Genomic DNA, 4,368 nt, shown 5'->3' on the forward strand with positions numbered 1-4,368 from the left:
TTGCGCCCTCCTTATTTTTCCAATGCAACGGTGTGGCTGCCGCTGAGCGTGATGGCTTTGCCGTACACCTGCAAATCGAGCGGTTCGCCTTTGAGCAGGGTGAAGACCACGTTTTCTTTACCGACGGCGACTTTAATCAGACGGCCGCGGTAGTTGATATGGAAGGCGTAGCCTGTCCATGCACTCGGCAGGAACGGTGCGAAGCTGAGCTTGCCGCCCCAGGTTTTCATTTGGGCGAAACCTTGGACGATGGCGAGCCACGAGCCGGTCATGGAGGTGATGTGCAGGCCGTCTTCGGTGTCGTTGTTGTAGTTGTCCAAGTCTAGGCGGGCGGTGCGCTGGTACATTTCCACGGCTTTTTCTTCTTTGCCCAGTTCGGCGGCGAGGATGGCGTGGATACAAGGCGACAACGAGCTTTCGTGCACGGTCATCGGTTCGTAGAAGTCGAAGTTGCGGCGTTTTTCGTCGATATTGAAACGGTCGCCGAAGAAGTAGATGCCTTGCAACACGTCCGCCTGTTTGATGAAGGGCGAACGCAGGATCTTGTCCCACGACCATTTCTGGTTGAGCGGCAAATCGTCGGGCGAAAGCGCGGACACGGGGCGGATGTCTTTGTCGAGGAAGCCGTCGTGCTGCACGAATACGCCGAGTTCTTCGTCATGTGGACGGTACATATTCGCGCTGATGTCAGCCCATTTTTCCAACTCGGCGGCGCTCACGTTCAAATCCGGACGCGGGTATTTCGCCAAGGCTTCGCGGGTGTAGTCCAATACCCATGCGGCGAGGGTGTTGGTGTACCAGTTGTTGTTGATGTTGTTTTCGTATTCGTTCGGGCCGGTTACGCCGTGAATCATGTATTTGCCGTTGCGTTTGGAGAAGTGGACGCGGTCCGCCCAGAAGCGGGACACTTCGACCAAGACTTCCAAGCCTTCTTTGGCAAGATAGCTTTCGTCGCCGGTGTAGTTGGTGTAGTTGTAGATGGCGTAAGGAATCGCGCCGTTGCGGTGGATTTCCTCGAAGGTGATTTCCCATTCGTTGTGGCACTCAATGCCTGTAAACGTTACCATCGGATAGAGTGCGCCCGCCAAGCCCTGTTCGCGCGCGTTGTGCTGCGCCTGCGGCAGTTGGTTGCGACGGTATTGCAGCAGGTTGCGGGTAACTTCTGGTTCTGCCAGTGCGAGGTACAGCGGCACGGCGTAGGCTTCGGTATCCCAATAGGTTGCGCCGCCGTATTTTTCGCCGGTAAAGCCTTTGGGGCCGATGTTCAGGCGCGCGTCTTCGCCGTAGTAGGTGGAGAACAGTTGGAACAGGTTGAAACGGATGCCTTGCTGCGCTTCGTCGCTGCCTTCGATGACCACGTCGGCGATTTCCCAACGGTGCAGCCAGCCTGCTTTGTGTGCGTCCAGCAAGGTTTCAAACGCAACGCCTGCGATTTTTTCCGATAAGGCGCGGCCTGCGGCTTTCACCGCTTCCAAGCCCTGATAATCGCGGCTGGTGGTAACAATCACACGTTTTTCAACGGTTTCGGGCGTGCTGCCGACTTCGGCTTCAAAAGAATTAGAGACCTGCCAGTCGGTTTGGCTGCCGCCGAGGGCTTTGAAGCTGCCGGCGAAGGTTTGCTCGGCGTTGACGATGAATTGTTCCACGCCGAAGGGATTGGCGACGGTTTGGGTGGCAATATGGGAGCGGTCGTCTGAAACGCCTTTGTCCAATACCTGCCAGAATTTTTCTTCGTAGTTGGAGTCTTCGTTTTTCACGTCGGCGTCGATGATGGAATCGATGCGGACTTGGTGGGTTTTGCCGTCAACGGATACGGCTTCCCAGCGGATGAGAGCCAGCTCTTTTTGCGCAACGGACAGAAATTTGCACACATCGAAACGCACACCGAATACGGTGAACGAGCGGCGCAACACGCCGTGCTGCATATCGAGTTCGACGGAGAAGTCGGCAACGTCGTCTTTCGCCAAGTCCACTTCCTGATTGTCGACAAAGATTTTGACTTTGCTGAAATTGAGCGCGTTGATGGCTTTGCCGAAATATTTGGGGTAGCCGTTTTTCCACCAGCCGACGCGGGTTTTGTCGGGGAACCACACACCGGCGATGTAGGTACCCAAGTGGCTGTCGGCGGAGTAGGTTTCTTCAAAGTTGCCGCGCATGCCCATATAGCCGTTGCCCAAGCTGGTCAGGCTCTCTTGCAGCCGTTTGTGCTCTTTTTCCAGTTTTGCCGAACGCAGTGTCCAAGGGCTGACTTCCATGATTCTCGTGTACATTTATGAAGCTCCTGTTATTAAAATTGTCAGATCGGCAAAGGTTTCAGACGGCCTTTGCCGATGGTGTTGAAACGGATTATTCGCCGTGGGTCTCTTTAATCAAACATACTGAGAAGGCTCCCAGCAGCAAGACTGCGCCGGCAACCAAGAACATGGTTGCCTGATGGCTGCCCAGCATAGGGAAGAGGACGAAACTCAGCAGTGAAGCGACGATTTGAGGCATACAGATAGAGCCGTTGAACAGGCCCAAATAAGTACCCATGTGTTTGCCTGAGAGGGCATTGGTCACAATCGTCAAAGGATAGGTAATGATACCGGCCCACGCAATACCGATTAAGGTATAAGACAACACCAGTGCGTATTGATTGCTGATGAAGAAAACGGAGAAGAAACCGAGCGCACCCAAAGCCAAGCAACCGAAATAACCGACTTTATGGTATTTATTCGGTACTTTTGCCAGAATAAACGAGCAGATAACGGCAGCAATGGATTGTACCGCCGCCAAAACGCCGTACCAGTTGCCTGCTTCTTGGTAGCCTACGGAGGAGGCATCAGTTGTCTGCCAAACGTTTTCCGCAATCGCGCCTGCCGAGTAAGTCCACATATATTGGAAGGCAAACCAGCAGAAGAATTGTACCAAAGTCACCGTCCAAAACGCTTTAGGTGCGGTTTTTAAAAGTTCGAACCAGTTGGCTTTTTCCTGATTCGCGGCGACATCGATGCCGTGATAGCGGGCGTAGGTTTCCGGATCGTATTCTTTGACTTTGAAGATGGTGAACGCACTGGTAATAATCAGCAACGCTGCGCCCACATAGAATGCTACGACCACGGTCTGCGGTACGACGCCTTTTTCGGCCGTGTTCGCCAAACCGATATACGCAAACACAAACGGCAGAATCGCCGCCACAACCGCGCCCGTATTTGCTAAGAAACTTTGAATGCCGTAGGCGTAGCTTTTCTGCTCCTCGTTGACCATATCGCCGACCATCATTTTAAACGGCTGCATTGCCATATTAGAGGATACGTCCAACAGCGCAATCATCAGCGCGCCAAACGACAAAGCCGCCAAAGAAGCGTAGCCAAAACCGAAGCTGCCTGAGTTCGGCATCAGAATCATAACGATAACCGCAATCAGCGTGCCGTAAAGCAGATAGGGCAGACGGCGGCCACCCAAGCGCGGCATCCAAGTGCGGTCTGAGTAGTAGCCCACAATCGGCTGAACCAACATACCGGCCAATGGCGGCAGAATGAAAAACCAGCCCAAATTGTGCGGGTCGGCGCCTAAAGTTTGAAAAATTCGGCTCATTTGTGAGCTTTGCAGGGTAAAGGCCGTCTGAACGCCGAGATAGCCGAAGCTCAGCATCCAAATCGTACTTTTTGCCAGTGACGGCAAACCTTGTTTTGCTGTTTTTTGCGTATTTTCCGACATGAGGTAAATCCTTTTTTTGAAAAGTATTTTTATTGAGAAATCTGAAAGGTTCCTTGGTGTGGTGTTCTCTGTCGTTATTGCTTGTGTGCGTACTTTCAAGGATATTAGGTGCATTTTATGAAGCGCGCCGGATATTGGCAATGCCAGTTCAAGGATAAACTGGCTTAAATCAAATTTTTTGTGGTTTGGCATTGATACCGTCGGGCAATGAGGGTATCGGTTCGGTGCGGTGTATATTTTGATGCTTATTTCTATTTTCAGACGGCATTTGAACAAGCAAGTATTGGGGCAATAGGTTAAAATGGGCCGTCTGAAATTTGTTTGATGAAAACGAGAAAACTATGTCTCAACAATACGTCTATTCTATGCTGCGCGTGAGCAAGGTTGTGCCGCCGCAAAAAACCATTATTAAAGACATTTCCCTTTCATTTTTCCCCGGTGCAAAAATCGGTTTGCTCGGTTTGAACGGTGCGGGTAAATCTACTGTACTGCGGATTATGGCGGGCGTGGATAAAGAATTTGAGGGCGAAGCCGTGCCGATGGGCGGCATTAAAATCGGCTATTTGCCGCAAGAGCCTGAGCTTGATCCTGAGAAAACTGTGCGCGAGGAAGTGGAAAGCGGTTTGGGCGAAGTGGCTGCCGCTCAAAAACGTTTGGAAGAAGTATATG

3 protein-coding genes are annotated in these 4,368 nt (G+C 52.0%); 1 reads left to right on the forward strand and 2 read right to left on the reverse strand.

Annotation, left to right across the window (positions count from 1 at the left end; genetic code table 11):
- Window positions 1-11: 11 nt before the first annotated feature.
- Both Q1M25_RS08445 and Q1M25_RS08450 read right to left on the reverse strand, forming a co-directional pair.
- Entirely contained in the window at window positions 12-2,270 is a 2,259-nt protein-coding gene (locus Q1M25_RS08445) for a glycoside hydrolase family 65 protein (RefSeq protein WP_300483825.1), read from the reverse strand.
- A 76-nt stretch (window positions 2,271-2,346) separates the two neighbouring features.
- Complete coding sequence (locus Q1M25_RS08450) at window positions 2,347-3,699, reverse strand: SLC45 family MFS transporter (protein ID WP_300483827.1); 1,353 nt, start codon at window positions 3,697-3,699, stop codon at window positions 2,347-2,349.
- A 341-nt stretch (window positions 3,700-4,040) separates the two neighbouring features.
- Between Q1M25_RS08450 and Q1M25_RS08455 the strand changes: the two genes are divergently transcribed.
- Window positions 4,041-4,368, forward strand: a 328-nt coding sequence (locus tag Q1M25_RS08455) for an ATP-binding cassette domain-containing protein (protein ID WP_300483829.1), incomplete at its 3' end; no start/stop codon positions are given.

It is taken from the genome of uncultured Neisseria sp. (assembly GCF_951230505.1).
Lineage (GTDB): Bacteria > Pseudomonadota > Gammaproteobacteria > Burkholderiales > Neisseriaceae > Neisseria.

Coding starts and splice junctions, on each gene's coding strand:
- Q1M25_RS08445 (WP_300483825.1), bottom strand. CDS start 2,270: ATGTACACGAGAATCATGGAAGTCAGCCCTTGGACACTGCGTTCGGCA.
- Q1M25_RS08450 (WP_300483827.1), bottom strand. CDS start 3,699: ATGTCGGAAAATACGCAAAAAACAGCAAAACAAGGTTTGCCGTCACTG.